Source organism: Streptomyces sp. DT224 (genome assembly GCF_049844595.1).
Lineage (GTDB): Bacteria > Actinomycetota > Actinomycetes > Streptomycetales > Streptomycetaceae > Streptomyces.
The window spans coordinates 473,907-494,073 of sequence record NZ_JBNCLI010000006.1 but is presented as its reverse complement, the minus strand read 5'-3'; the positions used below and the strand labels follow the sequence as shown (position 1 = coordinate 494,073).

The window sequence follows — 20,167 nt, the reverse complement described above, 5'->3', positions numbered from 1 at the left end:
GTGGCGACTCCGGTCATGATTCTCATACTTAGGGAAATTGGTCAAGACCAATGGGGGCATCGGCCCCCATTGGTTACGGAGTTCAGCCTCCACGGGCCCGGTGAACGCGGCCCGGCTGGTGATGTGTACGGGCGCCCACTGAGCGATGGCCGCCATATCGCCCCCCATCGCGGGGAAGGTGGTCTCTGCCCCGAGCCACCGACCACCTTCGAGGAGCGACGACATGACCAGCGGCACCGACGACAGACCGGAAGTGCGGACAGCGGACCCCGTTGCCGACACCGCCCTCGTGGAGCGCGCCCACCGCCTCAGACGGCGGCTGGAACGGCTCATCGGAATCGCCGCCACCGAGGGCAACGAGCTCGTCCCGCTGCGGAACGGGGACGCCATCTTCGCCGCGATGCTGGACGGCATCCGCCGCGCCGAGCACACCGTGGACATGATGACGTTCGTCTACTGGCGCGGCGACATCGCGCGGGAGTTCGCCGCCACGCTGGCGGATCGCGCCCGCGCCGGGGTCCGGGTCCGGCTGCTGCTCGACGGGTTCGGCAGCAGGCTCATAGAGAAGGACCAGCTGCGGGCCATGGAGGACGCGGGCGTCCAGGTCGCGTGGTTCCGCAAGCCCCTCTACCTGTCGCCCCTGAAGCAGAACCACCGCTGCCACCGCAAGGTCCTCGTGGTGGACGAGGAGACCGCGTTCACCGGCGGCGTCGGGATAGCCGAGGAATGGTGCGGCGACGCGCGCAACGAGAACGAGTGGCGTGACACGCACGTCCGCGTACGGGGCCCGGCCGTCGACGGACTCGCCGCGGCCTTCGCGCAGAACTGGGCCGAGTGCCACGACGAACTCTTCGACGCGCGCGACCGGTTCCGGAACATTCCGCCGCGGGGCGACGCGGTGGTGCAGGTGGTGCGGGGCTCGGCCAGCATGGGCTGGCAGGACATGCAGACCCTGCTCCGGGTCGTCCTGGAGACCTCCGAGGAACGCGTCAGGATCGCCACGGCCTACTTCGCCCCGGACGCCTTCTTCGTGGAGCTGATGTGCGCGGCGGCGCGGCGCGGGGTCGAGGTGGAGATCCTGCTGCCGGGCCCGCACACCGACAAACGGGTCTGCCAGCTCGCCGGGCAGCTGTACTACGAGCAGCTGACGGCGTGCGGCGTGAAGATCTACCACTACCTGCCGACGATGATGCACGCCAAGGTCGTCACCGTCGACCGGGTCGCCGCGCTCATCGGGTCCACGAACATCAACCGCCGCTCCCTGGACCACGACGAGGAGGTCATGCTCGCGGTCATGGACCGCGAACTCACCGCGACGCTCGACGCCCACTTCTCGGAGGACCTGGAAGTGAGCGAGCGCATCGAGGGCCGGAGGTGGCGGCGCAGGCCCTTCGTGCAACGGCTCCGCGAGGCATCGGTGCGACCGCTGCGCCGTTTTCTCTGAAGCACACCGATTCAGCGGGCCAGCGAAACGAGAATGACTTTGCCGCGGGGGGTGTGGTCGCGAATGTCGGCCTTCTCGGCCAGCTTGAGGATCAGAGGCCAGCCGAAACCCCCCGTACCGCCGCGGAGGTCGGGCGTGCGCTGCCGCGGGCGGGCGGGACTGGGGTCGGCGACCTGCACGTACAGCGTGTCCTCGTCCGCCCCGAACGCCAGCGCGGTCACCGCGCCCGCGTGCCGGAGCGCGTTCGTCACCAGTTCGGACACCAGGAGCAGCAGGTCCTGGATGGTCGTCGCCGCCGGTCGTGGGTCGAGCGTCGCCACGAACGCCTTGGCCGCCGCCCGCGCGTCGGCTGCCTTGGACGGCAGGGGCGCGGCCACCGTCTTCGTGTGCGGTGACGGTGACACCGCGGTGGAGTCGAGGTCAGTCATTTTCGCCCCCGGAGAAATGATCGTCGAGCAGCCTGAATTCTTCTTCTTCCCTCGGGACCCGGGCGTATCCGGCCTTTTTCCCGTACGCGGGGTAGACGATTGAACCCACCTGTCCGCGGGCAGACGGGGCAGAGGAATTCCGGCCCACGGCGCCGGAACGAGGCCGTGGCCGAAGGGAAACAGCCCATGACCGACTCCGCCCGGGACACACTCCTGGTCACCCAGCCGGTTCCCGACCTCCAGCTCCAGCTGCTGATCCAGCTGCTCGACCGTGAGCCCCGGTCCGGCCTGCCACTGACGCTGGCCCTACCCGCCGGGGTACTGCACGGCGAGGTGATCGGCCACGAGGCGTGGAAGGCGGAATGGGCGCGCGGCCTGCGCCAGGTGGAGGGCGGGGGAGCGAATCTCCTGGCGGAGTTCCCCGAGACGGTGGACCAGGGGATCAAGGAGGCGCAGGCGGACGAGGACGCCCCCTTCCTGCCCCGGTGGATCCACCTGCGGGACGCGGCCCTCGTCTGCGGCGGCGCGGCCCCGCTGCGGCTGCCGCTGTGGCGCGGCCGGCTGTCCGACGTCTCGGGCTGGACGCTGGGACGGCCCGAGTAGGAGCCGAAGGGCGGGGCCGCGGAAAGCCCCGCCCTCCCGTGGCCTCAGAGCCGCTCGGGCGTCCGGATGCCGAGCAGCGCCATGCCCCGGTGCAGAGTGCGGGCGGTGAGGTCGCAGAGGAACAGCCGGTTCTCGACCACCTCGGCCGGGTTGTCCTCGCTCAGCACGTGGCACTGGTCGTAGAACGTCGTGTAGAGCGACGCGAGCTGGTAGAGGTACGCGGCCAGCTTGTGCGGCTCGTACTGCGCGGCCACCTCGGCCAGTACCTCGCCGAACTGGTCCAGGTGCAGGCCCAGCGTCCGCTCGGCCGGGGCCAGCTCCAGCTCCGGGTGCGCCACCGGCTTCGCGTCGCCCGCCTTGCGCAGGATCGACTGGATACGCGCGTACGCGTACTGGAGGTACACCGACGTGTCGCCGCTCAGCGACACCATCTGGTCCAGGTCGAACTTGTAGTCCCGCACGGCGGAGGTCGACAGGTCCGCGTACTTCACGGCGCCCACGCCGACGTACCGGCCGTTCTCCACGATCTCCTGCTCGGACAGGCCCACCTTCTCGGCCTTCTCCCGGACCACCGCGGTCGCCCGCTCGACGGCCTCGTCCAGCAGGTCCTCCAGCCGGACCGTGACGCCCTCACGGGTCTTGAACGGCTTGCCGTCCTTGCCGAGCACCGTACCGAAGGGCAGGTGGTGTGCCTTGACGTCCTCGTTCAGCCAGCCGGCCCGCCGGGCCGTCTCGAAGACCATCTTGAAGTGCAGGGACTGCCGTACGTCCACCACGTACACCAGATTGTCCGCCTTCAGGTTCTGCACCCGGTCGCGGATCGCGGAGAGGTCGGTCGCCGCGTAGCCGTAACCGCCGTTCGTCTTCTTGACGATCAGCGGGACCTTGTTGCCGTCGGGGCCCAGCACGTCGTCGAAGAAGACGCACAGCGCACCCTCGGAGCGGACGGCGACGCCCGTCTCCTCCAGGATGCGGCAGGTCTCCTCCAGCATGTCGTTGTAGCCGGACTCGCCGACGATGTCGGGGTCGCTGATCTCCATGTCGAGCTTGTCGAAGACCGAGTAGAAGTAGATCTTCGACTCGTCCACGAACCGCTGCCACATGGCCAGCGTCTCCGCGTCGCCCGCCTGGAGCGCGACCACCCGGTCCCGGGAGCGCGCCTTGAACTCCTCGTCCGAGTCGAACTGGACCCGGGACGCCTTGTAGAGCCGGTTCAGCGACGACTGGGCGGCTTCGCCGTCCTCCTTGCCGCCCTCGTGGTCCAGCTCGTGCGGGTGCTCGATCAGATACTGGATGAGCATGCCGAACTGCGTGCCCCAGTCGCCGATGTGGTGGCGCCGGATCACGGACTCGCCGGTGAACTCCAGGATCCGCACCATCGCGTCACCGATCACCGCGGACCGCAGGTGACCGACGTGCATCTCCTTGGCCACGTTGGGCTGCGCGTAGTCGACGACCGTGGTGCCCGCCGCCTCGTTCGCCGGGACGCCGAGCCGGTCGCCGTCGGCGGCACGCGCGGCCAGGGTCTCCGTGATCGCCCGGTCGGTCAGCGTGACGTTCAGGAAGCCGGGGCCCGAGACCTCGATGTCCTTGATCAGGTCCGAGGCCGGGAGCGCGTCGGTGACCTTGCCGGCCAGCTCGCGCGGGTTGCCCTTGAGCTTCTTGGCGAGCGCCAGGATGCCGTTGGCCTGGAAATCGGCCCGGTCGCTTCGGCGCAGCAGCGGATCGGCGGTGCCGGCTTCCGGCAGTGCTGCCGTCAGGGCGTCCGCCAGCTGCTGCTGGAGCGTGGAAGCGAGGGAATTGACCGAGGCCATGAGCCGGCTGCCGTTTCGGTAGAGGACAAAGGATCGGTCCAGTATCCCACGGGGTGTAAAGCCGTTTTCGTGCTGCGGCCCGCACCTGGGAGAATGGTCGTGCCCCTACGAGTCCTACCCGAGAGAAGGACGTGCCGACCGTGGCTCAGAGTCAGAGCAGCACCGAGACCGACTGGGTCTCCCGCTTCGCGGACGAGGTCATCGCCGAATCGGAGCGTCGTGCGCCTGGCAAACCGGTCGTCGTCGCCTCCGGCCTCTCCCCGTCGGGCCCGATCCACCTGGGCAACCTCCGCGAGGTCATGACCCCGCACCTGGTCGCCGACGAGATCCGCCGCCGCGGGTACACCGTGCGCCACCTGATCTCCTGGGACGACTACGACCGCTACCGCAAGGTGCCGAACGGCGTCCCCGGCATCGACGAGTCCTGGGCCGAGCACATCGGCAAGCCGCTGACCTCGGTGCCCGCCCCGGCCGGGTCCGCGTACCCGAACTGGGCCGAGCACTTCAAGGCCGCCATGACCGCGTCCCTGGCCGAGCTGGGCGTCGAGTACGACCCGATCAGCCAGACGGAGCAGTACCTCGCGGGCACGTACCGCGAGCAGATCCTGCACGCCATGCGCCACCGCGCGGACATCGACGCCATCCTCGACCGCTACCGCACCAAGAAGGACCCGGCGGCCGGCTCCAAGGGCGGCAAGAAGCCGCAGCAGAAGAAGGTGGACGAGGCCGAGCTGGAGGCCGAGGCCGGTTCCGGCGCGGCCGGCGAGGACGACGGCAGCGGCGGCTCCGCCGGCTACTTCCCGTACAAGCCCTACTGCGGCAACTGCGAGAAGGACCTCACCACCGTCACCTCGTACGACGACGACACCACCGAGCTGAACTACACCTGCACCGCCTGCGGCTTCGCCGAGACCGTCCGGCTCAGCGAGTTCAACCGGGGCAAGCTGGTCTGGAAGGTCGACTGGCCCATGCGCTGGGCCTACGAGGGTGTGATCTTCGAGCCCAGCGGCGTCGACCACTCCTCGCCCGGCTCCTCCTTCGTCGTCGGCGGCCAGATCGTCCGCGAGGTCTTCGACGGCGTCCAGCCCATCGGGCCCATGTACGCCTTCGTCGGGATCTCCGGCATGGCCAAGATGTCCTCCAGCAAGGGCGGCGTGCCCACCCCGGCCGACGCCCTGAAGATCATGGAGGCCCCGCTGCTGCGCTGGCTCTACGCCCGCCGCAGGCCCAACCAGTCCTTCAAGATCGCCTTCGACCAGGAGATCCAGCGGCTCTACGACGAGTGGGACTCGCTGGCCCGCAAGGTCGCCGACGGCACGGTCCTCCCGGCCGACGCCGCCGCGTACAGCCGCGCGATCGGCACGGCCGCCGGTGCGCTCCCGAGCACGCCGCGCCCGCTGCCGTACCGCACGCTCGCCTCGGTCGCCGACATCACCGCCGGCGCCGAGGACCAGACGCTGCGCATCCTCAGCGAGCTGGACCCGGCGAACCCGCTCACCTCGCTCGACGAGGCCCGCCCGCGCCTCGACCGCGCCGAGAACTGGATCACCACCCAGGTCCCGGCCGAGGCCCGCACCATCGTGCGCGACGAGCCGGACAAGGAGCTGCTCGGCTCGCTGGACGACGAGGGCCGCGAGTCGCTGCGCCTGCTCCTGGAGGGCCTGGACACGCACTGGTCCCTGGACGGCCTGACCACGCTCGTCTACGGCGTGCCGAAGGTCCTCGCGGGCCTGGAGCCCGACGCCAAGCCGACGCCCGAGCTGAAGACCGCCCAGCGGTCCTTCTTCGCCCTGCTCTACCGGCTGCTCGTCAGCCGCGACACGGGGCCGCGTCTGCCCACGCTGCTGCTCGCGGTGGGGGCGGACCGGGTGCGCCGGCTGCTGGGGGCGTAGCACGGATGCGCCGAGGGGCCGTCTCCCGTCCGGGAGGCGGCCCCTCGGTGCTTCTCCTACGCGATGTGGTCGGCTTCCAGCTCCGCGTGGTAGCGCTGCTTGAAGGCCGGCATCAGCTGCCGGATCAGCGCCTCGCTGCGCGGGTGGCGGACGTTCTGCCCGTCCGTCAGGTGGATGTCCAGCACCGCGACGCTCGGGTAGTCGTTGTTCTCGGCGATGAACGCGGAGAACACCTCGTACGCGATCTCGGCGAACTCCTCGTCCTCCCGCGTCCACTGCTGCGCGGACTCCTGGACGGGCTCCGGTACGGGCACGGGCTCCGGTACGGGCAGCTGCTCGGGCCGCCCACCGGGGACGGTGCCCCCGACCGTGCCCACGTTGCCCAGCGGGCGGGTACGGCCGCCCGGGCCCGAGGGCACCTGGTGCGGGACGGGGACCTCGACCTCGAAGTCCGGGTCGTACGTGCCCTCGTACACCTTGGCGGTCGCCTGCGCCGGGAACCAGGGGTTGTCGTTCTCGTCGGCGGCGGGCTGTGCGGGGACCCCGGGCTGCTGCCACTCCTCCGGGGCCGCCGTCTGCGGCAGCTCCGGGTGCTGCTGGGCCGTCTCCACGGCCGGGGCGGCCTGGGGCAGCGGCTCCGGCACGGGCTCCGGCAGCGGCGCCGGGTCCGGGGCCGGGGGCAGGAGGGCCGGCTCGATGCCGGCGGCGGCCAGGCCGGCCGGGCCGGTCTCGGCCAGCGGGACGCCGTACTTCGCGAGGCGCAGCGGCATCAGGGACTCGACGGGCGCCCTGCGCCGCCAGGCGCGGCCGTAGCGGGCCTGGAGGCGGGCCTGGTAGATGAGCCGGTCCTGCTCCAGCTTGATGACCTGCTCGTAGCTGCGGAGCTCCCACAGCTTCATGCGGCGCCACAGCCGGAAGGTGGGGACCGGGGAGAGCAGCCACCGGGTGAGGCGGACGCCCTCCATGTGCTTGTCGGCCGTGATGTCCGCGATCCGGCCCACGGCGTGGCGGGCGGCCTCGACAGCGACGACGAAGAGGACGGGGATGACCGCGTGCATGCCGACGCCGAGCGGGTCGGGCCAGGCGGCGGCGCCGTTGAACGCGATCGTCGCGGCCGTCAGCAGCCAGGCCGTCTGACGCAGCAGCGGGAAAGGGATGCGCAGCCAGGTGAGCAGCAGGTCCAGGGCCAGCAGGACGCAGATGCCCGCGTCGATGCCGATCGGGAAGACGAGCGAGAAGTCGCCGAACCCCTTGCTCAGGGCCAGCTCGCGCACCGCCGCGTACGAACCGGCGAAGCCGATCGCGGCGATCAGCACCGCGCCGGCCACGACCAGGCCGATCAGCACCCGATGCGTGCGCGTCAGCTGCATCGCAGCCACCCCCCATCCCCTCCCTGTTCCCTTGTCCTCGTCGCCGACGGCTTGTTCCGGCGGGCACAGCCTGGCACATGTGTGCGAGAGGTGTCGCGGGGGGAGGGGCCGGGGCGGCCCTCGGCGTCAGTCCGAGGACTTCGACGTGGCCGACGAACTGGGCTTCCTGGACGGCTTCTTGGAGGAGTCGTCGGACGCCTTGTCAGTCGCCTTGTCAGTCGCCTTGCCGGTCGCCTTGTCAGTCGCCTTGCCGGTCGCCTTGTCGGTCGCCTTCGGGCTTTCGGCGCCACCGGCGTTCGCGTCGGCGACGGCCGCGACCGCGTCCTTCGCGGCCATCGTGGCGCCCTTCAGGATGGTCTCGGCGGACGGCGTCTTCGAACCGGCGTAACCCGCGCCGTTGTAGTTGACGACCACGACGACGTTCCCCGTACGGGCGACGATCGTCGTGAACCGGAAGTCCTCGTCCGTCTTGGACTGGTCGTACGCGATCTTCGTCGCCTGGTCGCCGATGCCGCTGACGGACCCGGTCGCGACGTTCTTCGCGCCATCGGTCGCCTCGCTCTTGCGGACCTGCTTGTCGAACTCCTCGCCCGCCCGGGCGGCCCCGCTGCCCAGGGTCTGGTCGGAGGCGAAGCGGGTGAAGCCGACGTCCAGCCAGCGGTACTGGGAGCCCTTGACACCCTTGTCGGCCAGCCCGTTCCAGGAGCAGCCGGCGCGGACGGACGTGTCGCTGGACTTGCTGCGGGTGCCGTTCTTGCTCTTGGCCGAGGGGACCAGGGACTTCACGGTCTTCGCCTCGACCGCCTTGCAGGGGTCGGGGAGCTCGGCGAACTTCGCCGCCTCGACGGCCGGTTCCGACTTCGTCGCGCTCGGCGAGGCGGAGGCGGCGGAGTCCGCGTCCTTCTTGTCGCCGGAGTCCGACGAGCAGCCGGCGACGACGAGCATCACCGGGACGGCGGCGCAGGCGAGTATGCGGGTGAGTCGCGGGGCTGATCGGTGCATGGTTCCTTCACTCGGATGGCGCGGCGGTCGGGGGACGGTGGTGCGGCGGTAGCCGTGCGGAGACGGGCCGGGGCGCTCGGCCGCCGGTGGCTCCGGAGGGCCACGGTACGACGGACGGCGACCGGATGCCGCCTTCGCCGGCGGGCGCGGGGAGCGGTACGGAAGCGGCCCGGACGGCGTCAGCCGTTGAACGAGTCGACCAGCTGACGGGCCAGTGCCTGGGCCTTCTCCTGGAGTTCCTTGCTGTCGGGAACCTCGGTGGACATGGCCGGCTGTGCGGTGTACTCGACGGTCACGATGACGTTGGATGTGCGGAAGACCACGCTCACGGTGCGGTGGCGGGCGGGGGAGCCGGCCCGGCTGAGCGCGTCGTCCAGGAACGCGCTGTCGCCCAGCTTGTCCAGCAGCCGGGGCTGGAGGCTGTCGGCGGGGCTGCCGGAGGTGGTGCCGTCGGTGTCGCCGGTCGCGTCCTTGCCGTCCGTACCGTGCGCGCTGTCCGTACCGTCCGCGCTGTCCGTACCCGCTGTGCCGTCTGCGTCCTCCGTGCCCTCCGTGCCCTCCGTGCCCTCCGTGGCCGAGTCCGGGTCGCCGGAGCCGGACGGGGAGGCGTCGGGGCTCTCGGGCGCCGTGCCGGAGTCGGGCAGGTCGGCGGCGGTCTCCTTCTTCGCGTACACCTCGCGGGCGCGGTCGTCGTCGCTCACGGCGGTGTCGTAGGAGACGACGCGCTCGAAGTCCAGGTGGATGCTGCGGGTGCCCTCGGGGACGTCGGACTTCCAGCGGCAGCCGATCCGCCGGTCGGTGTCGTACGTGACCGTGGCGGCGCCCTCGAACACCTTGTCCTGCTGGGCCTCCGGCATGTCGGCGGTGCCCGGCAGGAGGTCCTTGAGGGTGGCGCGCGGGATGGCGCGGCAGGCGTCGGGGAGGGTGCGGTACTTGCCCGGGGGAGCGGAGGATTCGGCCGGGGTGCTCGGCTTGCCGTCGGGGGCGGGGTCGCCGCTTCCGGAATCGCTGGTGCAGCCGGCGGCGAGCGCTGCGATGAGCACGGCGCCGGTCGCGTACGCCATTCGTCGCACGGTCCTGGGCTCCCTTCGTGCGAAAAACGGTTGCCGCCCGATGGCGGCCGGTGGACACAATGTGTATCGCACGCGCCGCTGTGAACGCCGGTCGGACCGACTTTTCGCCGATCTTGGCGCCGGTTTTGCGCTTTCAGACTTTTCCGGGGGAATCGAGGGGTTATGTCGTATGTAGAAGTACCGGGTGCGAAGGTTCCGATCCGGATGTGGACCGACCCGGCGTCGGTCGAGGACGTGGCGATGCAGCAGCTGCGCAACGTCGCCACGCTGCCCTGGATCAAGGGCCTGGCCGTCATGCCCGACGTCCACTTCGGCAAGGGCGCCACGGTCGGCTCGGTGATCGCGATGCACGGAGCGGTCTGCCCGGCGGCGGTCGGCGTGGACATCGGCTGCGGCATGTCCGCGGTGAAGACCTCGCTGACCGCGAACGACCTCCCCGGCGACCTGTCCGGCCTCCGCTCGAAGATCGAGCAGGCCATCCCGGTCGGCCGAGGGATGCACGACGACCCGGTCGACCCGTCCGGCCTGTACGGCCTCGCGGCCCGGGGCTGGGACGACTTCTGGCAGCGGTTCGACGGGGTGGCCGAAGCGGTCAAATTCCGTCAGGAACGGGCCACAAAGCAGATGGGAACGCTCGGAAGTGGCAACCACTTCATCGAGTTCTGTCTCGATGAGTCGGGATCGGTCTGGCTGATGCTGCACTCCGGGTCGCGGAACATCGGCAAGGAACTGGCCGACTTCCACATCGGACGGGCGCAGGGGCTGCCGCACAACCAGGGCCTGGTCGACCGTGATCTCGCGGTCTTCCTCGCGGACACGGAGCCGATGCGGGAGTACCGCAACGATCTGTTCTGGGCGCAGGAGTACGCGAAGCACAACCGCGCGGTCATGATGGCGCTGTTCCAGAACGTCGTCCGCAAGGAGTTCAAGAAGGCCAAGGTCACCTTCGAGCCGGTCATCTCCTGCCACCACAACTACGTGGCGGAGGAGCGGTACGACGGGATGGACCTGCTGGTCACCCGCAAGGGCGCGATCCGGGCCGGTTCCGGCGACTACGGGATCATCCCGGGCTCCATGGGCACCGGCTCGTACATCGTGAAGGGCCTCGGCAACGAGAAGTCCTTCAACTCGGCCTCGCACGGCGCCGGCCGCAAGATGAGCCGGAACGCGGCGAAGAAGCGGTTCTCCACGAAGGACCTGGCGGACCAGACGCGGGGCGTCGAGTGCCGCAAGGACTCCGGGGTCGTGGACGAGATCCCGGGCGCCTACAAGCCGATCGAGAAGGTCATCGATCAGCAGCGCGACCTGGTCGAGGTCGTCGCCAAGCTGAAGCAGGTCATCTGTGTGAAGGGCTGAGGCCGGGGCCGGGCCGCCCCGGCCCCGCCGTCCTCACGCCGTGCGGTGCACCTTCGAGTTGGACGCCTGGGCCCGCGGGCGGACCACCAGGAGGTCGATGTTGACGTGGCTGGGGCGGGTGACCGCCCAGTTGATCGTGTCGGCCACGTCGTCGGCGGTGAGGGGGGCCTCCACGCCCGCGTAGACCTTGGCGGCCTTCTCCGTGTCGCCCCGGAAGCGGGTGGTCGCGAACTCCTCGGTCCTGACCATGCCCGGGGCGATCTCGATGACGCGGACCGGGGTGCCGACGATCTCCAGGCGCAGGGTCTCGGCCAGGACGTGTTCGCCGTGCTTGGCGGCCACGTAGCCGCCGCCGCCCTCGTAGGTGGAGAGGCCGGCCGTCGAGGAGAGGATGACCACCGTGCCGTCGCCGCTCGCGGTGAGGGCCGGCAGGAGGGCCTGGGTCACGTTGAGGGTGCCGATGACGTTCGTCTCGTACATCTGCCGCCAGTCCTGCGGGTCACCCGTGGCGACCGGGTCGGCGCCCAGCGCGCCGCCCGCGTTGTTCACCAGGACCGCCAGGGAGCGGAACGCGGTGGCGAACTCGTCCACGGCCGCGCGGTCGGTGACGTCCAGCGCGTAGGCCGTCGCCTGGTGGCCGGCCTCGGTGATCTCGGCGGCCAGGGCCTCGATGCGGTCCTTGCGGCGGGCGGTGAGCACGACGCGGTAGCCGGAGGCCGCCAGCTGCCGGGCGGTCGCGGCGCCGATGCCGCTGCTCGCTCCGGTGACGACGGCGATGGGGGTTGCGGCCATGGTCGGGCTCTCCTCGGACGGCTGAACGATACGGTCGAACGGGGCCAGGATAGGCCGGTCGGACCGGGGTCAGTGGTTGCGGGGGCCGTACATGATCACGGCCATCCCGGCCAGGCAGACCAGCGCGCCGGCCACGTCCCAGCGGTCCGGCCGGTAGCCGTCGGCGGCCATGCCCCAGGCGATCGAGCCCGCCACGAAGACCCCGCCGTACGCGGCGAGCACCCGCCCGAACTCGCCGTCCGGCTGGAGCGTCGCGACGAAGCCGTACGTGCCCAGCGCGATGATCCCCGCGCCGATCCAGGCCCACCCCCGGTGCTCGCGCACGCCCTGCCAGACGAGCCAGGCGCCGCCGATCTCGAAGAGCGCGGCGAGGACGAACAGGGCGACGGAGCGGAGCACGGACATGGGAGCAGGGTGCCACGGCCGCGCGGGCCCGTGCGGTGACCTGGGACTTCGTACACTCTCCGCATGCCGCCGAAGCAGTTCCCCCGCCGCAGCGCCCTGCTGGCCGAGATGTCCGTCGTGTCGCGGCGCTACATGGCCGCGTACGCGCTGTTCAACCAGGCCGTCGCCGACCGGCTGGGGCTGCACCCGACCGACCTCCAGTGCCTGAACCTGCTCAGCCTGGAGGCGGCGCCCGTCACCACGGGCCGCGTCGCCGAGCTGACCGGGCTCACCACCGGCTCGGCGACCCGGCTGGTGGACCGGCTCGTGCGGGCCGGTTACGTGACCCGGGCGCGGGACACCGTGGACCGGCGGCGCGTGCTCGTGGCGGCCGTGCCCGAGCGCATGGCGGAGTTCGGCGCGGTGTGGAAGCGGCTGAACGGCGGCTGGGACGCCCTGTTCGACGCGTACGACGACGACGAGGTCGCCCTGCTCCTCGGCCACATGCGGCGGACGGTGGAGCTGAGCACGACGCAGATCGCGCGGCTGCGGGAGGGCGACGCCTGAGGCCTGCGGCCTCAGCCCGCCACCGGGCCGAAGTCGCGGACCGCTTCCGCGACGATCGCCTCCAGGCGGGCGTGGTGCGCGCCGCGCCAGTAGACCCGCCCGCACTCCGCGCACTGCGCGAACACGTCGTACGTACGGCGCGTCCCGTGTTCCAGGTGCGGGCCGACCGTGTCCTTGTCGGCGGCCGTCAGCGGGCCGTTGCAGGCGGTGCACCGGGTCCACGGGGCGAGCGCCGGGGCGAACCGCTCCAGGACGTCCCGCAGCTGCTCGTCCGGCCGGTCGCTGTAGACGTACGCCCCGGCCCAGAGTTCGCGGCGGTGCAGCAGCCCCCGGTCCCGGGAGAGCAGGACGCGCCGCTCCTTCGCGGAGAGCGCGGCCAGGGCCGGGTCGCCGATGTCCTCGCTCTCGTACGCGGCGTCGACGCCGAGCAGCCGCAGCCGCCGGGCCAGGGTCCCGAGGTGGACGTCGAGCAGGAAGCGCAGGGGCGCCCCCGGCACCTGCTGCGGGCGGGGCACCGGGCGGACCTCGACCAGCTCCCCGGCGGCCGGGATGTGCGAGGCGGGGGCGGGGCGGCCGTCCACGAGGAGTGCGCCGGCCTCGGTGAGCGGGATGCCCAGGGACTCGACGACATGGCCGAGCGTGGACGAGCCGTCGGTGACGACCGGCGTCCGCCCCTGCCGGCGCCCGTGAGCCACGAAAAGCCTGAGTTCGGGGGCGACTTCGAGGTGGATCTCCGGTCCGTTCACCTGGTCAGGATGCCATCGGGGGTCCCGCGGCGCCCGTGGATTTCAGGGTCGGAAGGCGGCGGCGTGTTCGGCGGCCCAGGTGGCGAAGGTGCGGGCCGGGTGGCCGGTCAGCTTCTCCACCCCGTCGGCCACCTCGGCGGGCGTGCCGTCGGTGGTCGCCCAGTAGTCGAGCAGCCCGTCGGCGACCCCGGCCGGCATGAAGGACGCCATGGACTCCTTCCAGGCGGCCGGGGTCACCTCGTTGACGGTGACCGGGGTGCCGGTGGCGGCGGCCAGGATGCGGACCTGCTCGGCGGCGCTGAGGGACGCGGGTCCGGTGAGGTGGTGGGCGGCGCCCTGGAGGGCCGGGTCGGTGAGCGCGGCGAGGGCGGCTTCGGCGATGTCGCTCTCGTGGATCGGGCTGCCCTCGCTGCGGGGGTAGGGCAGGTCGACGGGGCGCCCGGCGCGGAAGGACCCCGCCCAGCCGTACGCGTTGGTGGCGAAGGCGCCGGGGCGCAGCAGGGTCGTGGTGAGCGGTGAGGCGAGCAGCGCCTGCTCCACCGCGTGGTGCGCGGCGGCGATCGGGTTGGCCGCCGGGTCGGGGGCGAGGACGGAGCTGGAGGACAGCAGCACGATGTGGCGTACTCCGGCGGCCCGGGCGGCGGTGACGAAGGCGTCGATGTGCGCGGGTTCCGCGTACAGGAAGACGGAGTCGACGCCCTCCAGTGCGGCGGGGAACGTGCCGGGGTCGCCGAGGTCGCAGGTCACGGCGGGGACGCCGGGCGGCGGGGTCAGCTCGGCGGCGTTGCGCGAGGCGGCGCGTACGGAGTGGCCGCACTGGTGCAGGAGGGCGGTGAGCGTGGTGCCGACGCGGCCGCGGCAGCCGGTGACGAGCGTGAGCATGGGTCTCCTCGACATGGTTGAATGCGTTACACATAGATTGCGTGACGCAGGTAAATATCCGGGAGGCGGCGGCACCCGTCAAACGGGATATCCGCCGTCAGCCGTCCGCGTGCAGGTCGAGTCGCCAGTCGTTGGTGAGAAGCGGGTGGCCGGGCGGGTACTCGATCTCGCACTCGCCGAGCAGCGTAAAGCCGGCCCTGCGGCAGACGCCGTTCGACGGGCCGTTCGCCACGGACGGGTAGGCGTGCAGATAGCGGTGCCTGCGCGCGGCGCGCGCCGCGTCGGCCACCGCGCGCGTCGCGGCCGAGGCGATGCCCCGGCCCTGGAACTCCGGCAGGACCGTCCAGCCCGTTTCGTACACCTCCTGGTCCCGCCAGGTGCGCTCCCAGAAGCCGATGGCGCCCACGGCCTCGGCCTCACCGGCCAGGGCGACGCGGAACATGCGGCCCCGGCCCGTCCGGTCGGCGCTGAGGGCCACGTAACGGGCGTGGCGCGCTGTCAGCTGCTCCTCCGTCTCGGGCCCGCCCAGATGGTCCATCAGCTCCGGCGCGTTGGCCCGGCGGAGCAGGTCCAGGTCGTCGTCGGACCAGGGCTCGATGCGTACGGATGATGCCGCGGCGCGCTGCACAGACGTCATGAGCGCACTGTAGGACGCGGCACCGACAGGGGGGCGGCCTTCAGCGGGCGCCCCCCAGCGCCGTGGGCGGGACGCCGAGCGTCGCGGTGAAGTCCCGGACCAGGTGCGCCTGGTCGCTGTAGCCGAGGTCGGCGGCGAGGGCCGCCCAGTCCACGTCCGGCTCCGTTCCGGCGCGTTCCAGCGCCTCGTGGATGCGGTAGCGCAGGATGACCCACTTCGGGCCGACCCCGACGTACGCGGCGAACAGCCGTTGCAGGGAGCGCGCCGACACGCCCTCGGTGCGGGCGAGTCCGTCCACGCGCAGGATCGTGCGGTCGGTGCGCACCAGGTCCACCAGGGCCATCGCGAGATCGGCGCGCGGGTCGGGTTCGGGTGCGAGCGCCAGCAGGTACGCGTCGAGCGCGGCGATCCGGTCGTCCTCGGCCGCCGGGTCCAGCACGGCGGCGGGCGGCGCCGGCGGCGCGAACACGTCGGCCGCCGGGAGCCGCCGGCCCGTCCACCGCGAGACGGGCGCCGCGGGGGCGAACGGGCGGAAGCCGCCCGGCCGGAACTGCACCCCGCAGACCCGCCCGCGCCCCTCCAGCTTCTGCGTGAACAGCTCCAGGCCGATGCCCGCGACCTCGGCGTACCCCGCGTCCTCGTCGCCGCAGCCCGAGTACCGCTCGAAGACGAGGTTGACGCTCGGGTGCGGGACGAGGTGCGAGGCGTACGGCTGCGCGAGGTCCCAGTCGATCAGCCAGTAGTGCTCCAGATACCGCCGCAGCCCGGGCGCGGGCTCACGGCGCCGGAACTGTACGTGCGCGAACAGCTCGGGCGCGTCGACGATCCCCCGGGTGTCGCGCCGGGGTCCTCCGTGACCGGCCACGACGGCAGATCCTAGGGCTGTCTGACCATTCCCGTCTGCACGGCGGCGCCATGCACGCACTCTCGCCGCACCGGCCCCAGACCCCAGTACATCCAGTACTGGGGTCTGGGGCCGGCATGCCGAGACGTGGGGTCTCCCCTGTTCGAGCGCAGCCGAGAACTTGGGGATGCACCTGACGCCGCCCTGCCCGCCCTCCGGGCGGACGACGGGAATGGTCAGACGCCCTAGGGCTGCTCCCGGCCCTCGGCCAGTCGCGCGGCCTGCTGGGTGTACGGGGACGGCGGCGCGGGATGCCTGCGCCGCCACCAGGTGCGCGCCACCGTGCACAGGCCGCTGGCGAGCAGCAGCGCGGGGATGGACAGGGTCAGGAGTGTGTCGCCCATGGCAGCCTCCTTCGGGAGGGCGGTGCCTCCTGCATCGGCAGGGCGGACGGGGCGGCTGAAGATCATTCTTCGGCCATTGAATGGCCGGATACGGCTGGCCTACATGTGTCCTTCGAGCAGGTGAGCGCAGGTGGGGGCGCGGTCCGGGCCCACCTCGGACGACCGTCCGGTTTCCGCCATGACGACGATCCGACAGCGGCCACCCCTGTGCAGCGGCGGCCCCGCTCGCTAAACCGATGTCATGAGATCCATATCCAGGCGCCGGTACCTGCCGGCCGCCACCGCGCTCACCATGGCGCTCACCGGGTGGGCGGGTGTCCCGGCAGCGGTCGCGGACCCCGTCGCGGCCCCGACGGCGAGCGGTTCCACCGGCACGTCGTACGACATCACCCTGGTCACCGGCGACGTCGTCCACTACACCGATCTGCCCGGCGACCACGACGTCGTGACGGTCGATCCCGTGGACGGCGCCAAGGGCGGTGTGCACGTGCAGACGCAGGGCGGGCACACCTCCGTGGTGCCGGAGCGGGCCATGCCCCTGCTGGCCGCCGACAAGCTGGACCCGCGCCTGTTCGACGTCACCGCTCTGGTGGCGATGGGGTACGACGACGCCCGCTACGGCTCCGTGCCGCTGATCGCGACGGGCTCCGGGCGCGGCCGGTCGGCCCGGCCCCCGGCCACGCCCGAGGGCGCGACCCGGGTGCGCACGCTCGGCTCGATCGACGCGAGCGCGCTGCACGCCGACAAGCGTCACGCCCGGGCCTTCTGGAAGGACGTCGCCCCGGGCGCGGCCCCGGACGCGCTGGCCGGTGGCATCGGCAAGCTCTGGCTCGACGGCCGGGTGACGGCCTCGCTCGCCGACGACACCGCGCAGATCAAGGCGAACGCCGCCTGGCAGAAGGGCTACGACGGAAAGGGCGTCAGGATCGCCGTCCTCGACACCGGCGCCGACCTCGACCACCCGGATCTCGTCGGCCAGGTCGAGGCGTCCCAGAGCTTCGTCGACGGCCAGGCCGTGGATGACGGCAACGGTCACGGTACCCACGTGGCATCCACCATCGCCGGCACCGGCGCCGCCTCCGGCGGCATGGAGAAGGGCGCCGCCCCCGGCGCCCGGCTGCTGGTCGGCAAGGTTCTCGGCAACTCGGGGTCCGGCGCCGACTCCTCGTCGATCGCGGGCATGGAATGGGCGAAGGCCCAGGGCGCGGACATCGTCTCGATGAGCCTGGGATCCTCCACGCCCTCCGACGGCGACGACCCCATGTCGCTGGCTGTGAACGCCCTGTCGGCCGACGGCGGACCCCTCTACGTGATCGCCGCGGGCAACGCCTACGACCCGGGCAGCATCGGCGCCCCGGGCGCCGCGGCCGCCGCGCTGACCGTGGGGGCCGTCGACGGGCGCGACCAGCGCGCCGAGTTCTCCAGCCAGGGGCCGCTGGACGGCAGCCACCGCCTGAAGCCGGACGTCTCGGCGCCGGGCGTGGACGTCACCGCCGCCGCCTCGCAGTCCGTACCCGGCTGGACCGGTGGCCTGTACCGGACCATGAGCGGTACGTCGATGGCCACCCCGCTCGTTTCGGGCGCGGCCGCGATCCTCAAGCAGCGCCACCCCGACTGGAGCGGCGAGCGCATCAAGGCCGCGCTGATGACGACCTCCGAGCGGACCACGCAGAGCCCGTACGAGGTGGGCACCGGCCGCATCGACGCCGCAGCCGCCGTGGACTCCGTGATCGAGGCCACCGGCTCGGTCGAGGCCGCCGCCTACAACTGGCCGAACGCCGACGCGCAGCAGACCGTCCGCACGATCACCTACCGCAACGACGGTGACCGGGACGCCACGCTCGACCTCGCCACCGGCACCGACGACGACGCCTACACGCTGTCGGCGTCCCGGGTCTCGCTCCCCGCCGGAGGCACCGCGTCCGTCACGCTGACCCTCGACCCGTCGAAGGTCCCGGCGGGCACCACGTACTCCGGTCAGGTCGCCGCCACCGACGCCGCCACCGGCACCGTGGTCGCGCACACCGGCTTCGCTCTGTTCAAGGAGCGGGAGATGTACGACTTCACCATCAAGGTGAAGGACCGCGACGGCAAGCCCGCCACGGACTCGGTCGTCCTCTACGACCCGACCTCCGCCACGCCCCAGTACTTCACCGTCGACGGCGAGCGGACCCTGCGCCTGCCGCCGGGCCGCTACACCGCCTCGTCGTACATGGACGTCCCCGGTGACGGCCCCGACTCGCTCGGCAAGGCGTTCCTGATCGCGCCCGAGGTCTCGCTCGGCCCGGACCACCCGGGCGCGACCGTCACCCTCGACGCGAGCGAGGCGCGCAAGGCGTACGCGCTGCCGGAGCGGAAGAGCGGGACGATCGCCGCGGTCTTCGGCCTCGCGCGCGACTACGCCGGTGCTGCGGACCACGACTGGGCCAGCTCCATGCAACTGCCCATCGCCTACGACTCCGTGTACCTGACGCCCACCGCCAAGCCCGCCGACGGTTCCCTGGACGGGTTCCTGCACTGGAGGATGCGGCAGAAGGCCCTGGACGCGCGCACGGGCAGCGGCCAGGACGTCGCCCTGCTCGCCCAGCCGGAGACCGTGTTCCACGACGGAACCCGCACCCTTCCGACCGTGTACGCGGGTCAGGGCGCGGCAGCCGACTACGCGGGGCTCGACGCACGCGGCAAGGCCGTCGTCATCGACCGGAGCGACGCGGTCACGGCCGGCGCGCGGGCGAAGGCCGCCGCCGACGCGGGCGCCGCGATGCTGCTGGTCGTCAACGACGCACCCGGCAGGCTCTACCAGTCCTACACCGGAGGCGGCGACGTCACAGTCGCCTCGGTGGAGCGCACGGCGGGAGCCCGGCTGGTCGCCGAGGCCCGGTCCGGCCACGGCGAGCTGCGCACGACCCAGCGGCAGTACCCCGACTACACCTACGACATGGTGCAGAAGTTCCAGGGCGGCATTCCGGAGAAGGCGCTGGTCTACCGGCCGCACGACCGTGACCTGGCCCGCGTGGACAACAGCTTTTACGCCCCGGCCGGCACGCCGGGCTTCGGAGGCCGGTACTTCGTGCCGGCGTCGGGCGGCCCCGCCCTCGGCGGTGACTTCTACGAGAGCTACGGGCGCACCGTCACCGAGTACGTCACCCCGGGGACGCAGGCCCTGGGCACCTGGTGGGAGCAGCACGAGGGCCTGGGCGCGGCGGCCGGCTACCGCGAGAGCGGCTACACCGGGCCGTACTCCGGCGGACAGCGGTACGACGGCGCGTGGTTCAAGCCGGTCCAGGCCCCGCGCACAGGCCGGGACTACGCCGTCTACCAGACCCGTACCGTGCTGAACTGGAACATCCCCGTCCTCTCGGGCGGCACCGACGGCCACACCGGCTTCGGCGGCACGGCCCGCTCCACCCTCACGCGCGGCTCCACCCAGGTGGCCGCCTTCACCTCCCGGTCCGGCCGCGCGTCGAACCTGCCCGCGGGCTCCTACGAGCTGACGCTGACCGGTGAGCGCTCCTCCGGTTCCGCCTGGTCCACTTCGACCCGTACGACGACCACCTGGGGCTTCGACTACGCGCCGCTGTCCGCCGACGGGCCGGGCCGCGCGGACGTGCCCCTGCTGAACCTCGGCTACGACGTCGACACGGACCTCCAGGGAACGGTCCCGGCGGGCAAGCGCCTCACGGTCGGCCTGAGCGCGGCCACCTTCCCCGGTGACGTGACGGCGCGGACGGCCATGCTCCAGGTGTCGTACGACGACGGGGCGACCTGGCAGGACGCGCAGCTGAAGCGGACCGGCGACGGCCGCTGGACGGCGGCCTTCAACACGCCGCGCGACGCCACCGCGGTCTCGCTTCGCGCCACCGCCACGGCACCCGGCGGCCTCTCGGTCCGGCAGGACGTCATCCGGGCGGTCACCCTGCGCTGACCCG

18 protein-coding genes are annotated in these 20,167 nt (G+C 72.0%); 6 read left to right on the top strand and 12 right to left on the bottom strand.

Translation table 11 applies throughout. The features are described from left to right. The first annotated feature begins 223 nt into the window (after nucleotides 1–223). A complete protein-coding gene (locus tag ACLQ2N_RS18100) occupies nucleotides 224–1,444 on the top strand; it encodes a phospholipase D-like domain-containing protein (protein ID WP_425814141.1) in 1,221 nt (406 codons plus the stop codon). Between the two features lie 11 nt (nucleotides 1,445–1,455). On the opposite strand, the gene ACLQ2N_RS18095 is transcribed toward ACLQ2N_RS18100, so the two are convergent. Beyond that, nucleotides 1,456–1,872: an ATP-binding protein gene (locus ACLQ2N_RS18095; RefSeq protein WP_425814139.1), complete on the bottom strand. Its 417-nt coding sequence runs from the start codon at nucleotides 1,870–1,872 to the stop codon at nucleotides 1,456–1,458. Between the two features lie 186 nt (nucleotides 1,873–2,058). On the opposite strand from ACLQ2N_RS18095, the gene ACLQ2N_RS18090 reads away from it, so the two are divergent. Then, nucleotides 2,059–2,475, top strand: coding sequence for a hypothetical protein (locus tag ACLQ2N_RS18090; protein ID WP_425814137.1), 417 nt, complete (start codon nucleotides 2,059–2,061; stop codon nucleotides 2,473–2,475). 44 nt (nucleotides 2,476–2,519) lie between these two features. On the opposite strand, the gene argS is transcribed toward ACLQ2N_RS18090, so the two are convergent. Continuing rightward, nucleotides 2,520–4,289 (bottom strand): arginine--tRNA ligase, encoded by a 1,770-nt coding sequence (gene argS / locus ACLQ2N_RS18085; protein ID WP_425814135.1) that lies wholly within the window; start codon nucleotides 4,287–4,289, stop codon nucleotides 2,520–2,522. 131 nt (nucleotides 4,290–4,420) lie between these two features. Between argS and lysS the strand changes: the two genes are divergently transcribed. Continuing rightward, nucleotides 4,421–6,181: a lysine--tRNA ligase gene (gene lysS, locus ACLQ2N_RS18080; protein ID WP_425814133.1), complete on the top strand. Its 1,761-nt coding sequence runs from the start codon at nucleotides 4,421–4,423 to the stop codon at nucleotides 6,179–6,181. Between the two features lie 56 nt (nucleotides 6,182–6,237). On the opposite strand, the gene ACLQ2N_RS18075 is transcribed toward lysS, so the two are convergent. The 3 genes from ACLQ2N_RS18075 to ACLQ2N_RS18065 form a co-directional block, all read right to left on the bottom strand. After that, on the bottom strand, nucleotides 6,238–7,551 hold the full coding sequence (locus ACLQ2N_RS18075; RefSeq protein WP_425814227.1) for a DUF2637 domain-containing protein: 1,314 nt from the start codon (nucleotides 7,549–7,551) through the stop codon (nucleotides 6,238–6,240). A gap of 126 nt (nucleotides 7,552–7,677) precedes the next feature. Continuing rightward, the gene (locus tag ACLQ2N_RS18070; RefSeq protein WP_425814131.1) at nucleotides 7,678–8,553 is read right to left on the bottom strand and encodes a DUF3558 family protein; all 876 of its coding nucleotides are present in this window, start codon (nucleotides 8,551–8,553) and stop codon (nucleotides 7,678–7,680) included. Between the two features lie 179 nt (nucleotides 8,554–8,732). After that, nucleotides 8,733–9,617 carry a DUF3558 domain-containing protein gene (locus ACLQ2N_RS18065; protein ID WP_425814129.1) on the bottom strand — a complete coding sequence of 295 codons (885 nt, stop codon included), beginning with the start codon at nucleotides 9,615–9,617 and terminating at the stop codon, nucleotides 8,733–8,735. Nucleotides 9,618–9,788: 171 nt separating this feature from the next. Between ACLQ2N_RS18065 and ACLQ2N_RS18060 the strand changes: the two genes are divergently transcribed. After that, nucleotides 9,789–10,982, top strand: a complete 1,194-nt coding sequence (locus ACLQ2N_RS18060; protein ID WP_425814127.1) for an RtcB family protein — start codon at nucleotides 9,789–9,791, stop codon at nucleotides 10,980–10,982. A 33-nt stretch (nucleotides 10,983–11,015) separates the two neighbouring features. On the opposite strand, the gene ACLQ2N_RS18055 is transcribed toward ACLQ2N_RS18060, so the two are convergent. Together ACLQ2N_RS18055 and ACLQ2N_RS18050 are read right to left on the bottom strand one after the other, a co-directional pair. Further along, complete coding sequence (locus ACLQ2N_RS18055; RefSeq protein ID WP_425814125.1) at nucleotides 11,016–11,774, bottom strand: SDR family NAD(P)-dependent oxidoreductase; 759 nt, start codon at nucleotides 11,772–11,774, stop codon at nucleotides 11,016–11,018. A gap of 69 nt (nucleotides 11,775–11,843) precedes the next feature. After that, on the bottom strand, nucleotides 11,844–12,179 hold the full coding sequence (locus tag ACLQ2N_RS18050) for a YnfA family protein (protein ID WP_425814123.1): 336 nt from the start codon (nucleotides 12,177–12,179) through the stop codon (nucleotides 11,844–11,846). Between the two features lie 63 nt (nucleotides 12,180–12,242). Between ACLQ2N_RS18050 and ACLQ2N_RS18045 the strand changes: the two genes are divergently transcribed. Beyond that, a complete protein-coding gene (locus tag ACLQ2N_RS18045) occupies nucleotides 12,243–12,725 on the top strand; it encodes a MarR family winged helix-turn-helix transcriptional regulator (RefSeq protein ID WP_425814121.1) in 483 nt (160 codons plus the stop codon). Between the two features lie 11 nt (nucleotides 12,726–12,736). Here ACLQ2N_RS18045 and ACLQ2N_RS18040 read toward each other — a convergent pair whose 3' ends face one another. The 5 genes from ACLQ2N_RS18040 to ACLQ2N_RS18020 all read right to left on the bottom strand — a co-directional run bounded on the left by ACLQ2N_RS18040 (nucleotide 12,737) and on the right by ACLQ2N_RS18020 (nucleotide 16,238). After that, entirely contained in the window at nucleotides 12,737–13,471 is a 735-nt protein-coding gene (locus ACLQ2N_RS18040) for a Mut7-C RNAse domain-containing protein (RefSeq protein ID WP_425814119.1), read from the bottom strand. Nucleotides 13,472–13,513: 42 nt separating this feature from the next. Then, nucleotides 13,514–14,353 (bottom strand): NAD(P)H-binding protein, encoded by an 840-nt coding sequence (locus tag ACLQ2N_RS18035; RefSeq protein WP_425814117.1) that lies wholly within the window; start codon nucleotides 14,351–14,353, stop codon nucleotides 13,514–13,516. Nucleotides 14,354–14,450: 97 nt separating this feature from the next. Further along, on the bottom strand, nucleotides 14,451–14,990 hold the full coding sequence (locus tag ACLQ2N_RS18030) for a GNAT family N-acetyltransferase (RefSeq protein ID WP_425814115.1): 540 nt from the start codon (nucleotides 14,988–14,990) through the stop codon (nucleotides 14,451–14,453). A gap of 40 nt (nucleotides 14,991–15,030) precedes the next feature. Beyond that, nucleotides 15,031–15,855: an AraC family transcriptional regulator gene (locus tag ACLQ2N_RS18025; RefSeq protein WP_425814113.1), complete on the bottom strand. Its 825-nt coding sequence runs from the start codon at nucleotides 15,853–15,855 to the stop codon at nucleotides 15,031–15,033. A 224-nt stretch (nucleotides 15,856–16,079) separates the two neighbouring features. Further along, on the bottom strand, nucleotides 16,080–16,238 hold the full coding sequence (locus tag ACLQ2N_RS18020) for a hypothetical protein (protein ID WP_425814111.1): 159 nt from the start codon (nucleotides 16,236–16,238) through the stop codon (nucleotides 16,080–16,082). 241 nt (nucleotides 16,239–16,479) lie between these two features. Here ACLQ2N_RS18020 and ACLQ2N_RS18015 point away from each other — a divergent pair, with 241 nt between their 5' ends. After that, the gene (locus tag ACLQ2N_RS18015) at nucleotides 16,480–20,163 is read left to right on the top strand and encodes a S8 family peptidase (RefSeq protein ID WP_425814109.1); all 3,684 of its coding nucleotides are present in this window, start codon (nucleotides 16,480–16,482) and stop codon (nucleotides 20,161–20,163) included. The last annotated feature ends 4 nt before the right edge of the window (nucleotides 20,164–20,167 follow it).